This window comes from Streptococcus sp. LYSM12 (genome assembly GCF_004569635.1).
Lineage (GTDB): Bacteria > Bacillota > Bacilli > Lactobacillales > Streptococcaceae > Streptococcus.
Window position 1 is genome coordinate 1 of sequence record NZ_SPOZ01000086.1, and the last position, 382, is coordinate 382.

Annotated in this window: 1 pseudogene; it reads left to right on the forward strand. The window is 75.1% G+C overall.

What is annotated here, in order from left to right:
* Positions 1 to 382: pseudogene (locus tag E4T79_RS10825) on the forward strand (methyl-accepting chemotaxis protein); the annotation flags it as partial.

The window sequence follows — 382 nt, forward strand, 5'->3', positions numbered from 1 at the left end:
GTTCCACCGTGATGCTGGCGTCGCTGGGCGCCGCCATGCTCGCCATCGGCCTGCTGGTGGGCTGGATCATCGTCCGCGACCTGTCCCGTGCCCTGGGGGCCGAGCCGGCGGACCTGGCCGCCGCCGCGCAGCGGGTGGCCGCGGGCGACCTGAGCACGGAGCTGCGCGCGCGTCCCGGCGACCAGGCCAGCGTGATGGCGGCCATGGCCGCGATGCAGAGCGCGCTCGCGGCGGTGGTCGCCACCGTGCGCAGCGGCGCGGACGGCGTGGCCACCGCCAGCCCCGAGATCGCGCAGGGCAACGCCGACCTCTCCAGTCGTACCGAGCAGCAGGCGAGCGCGCTGGAGGAAACGGCCGCATCGATGGAGGAACTCTCCAGCAC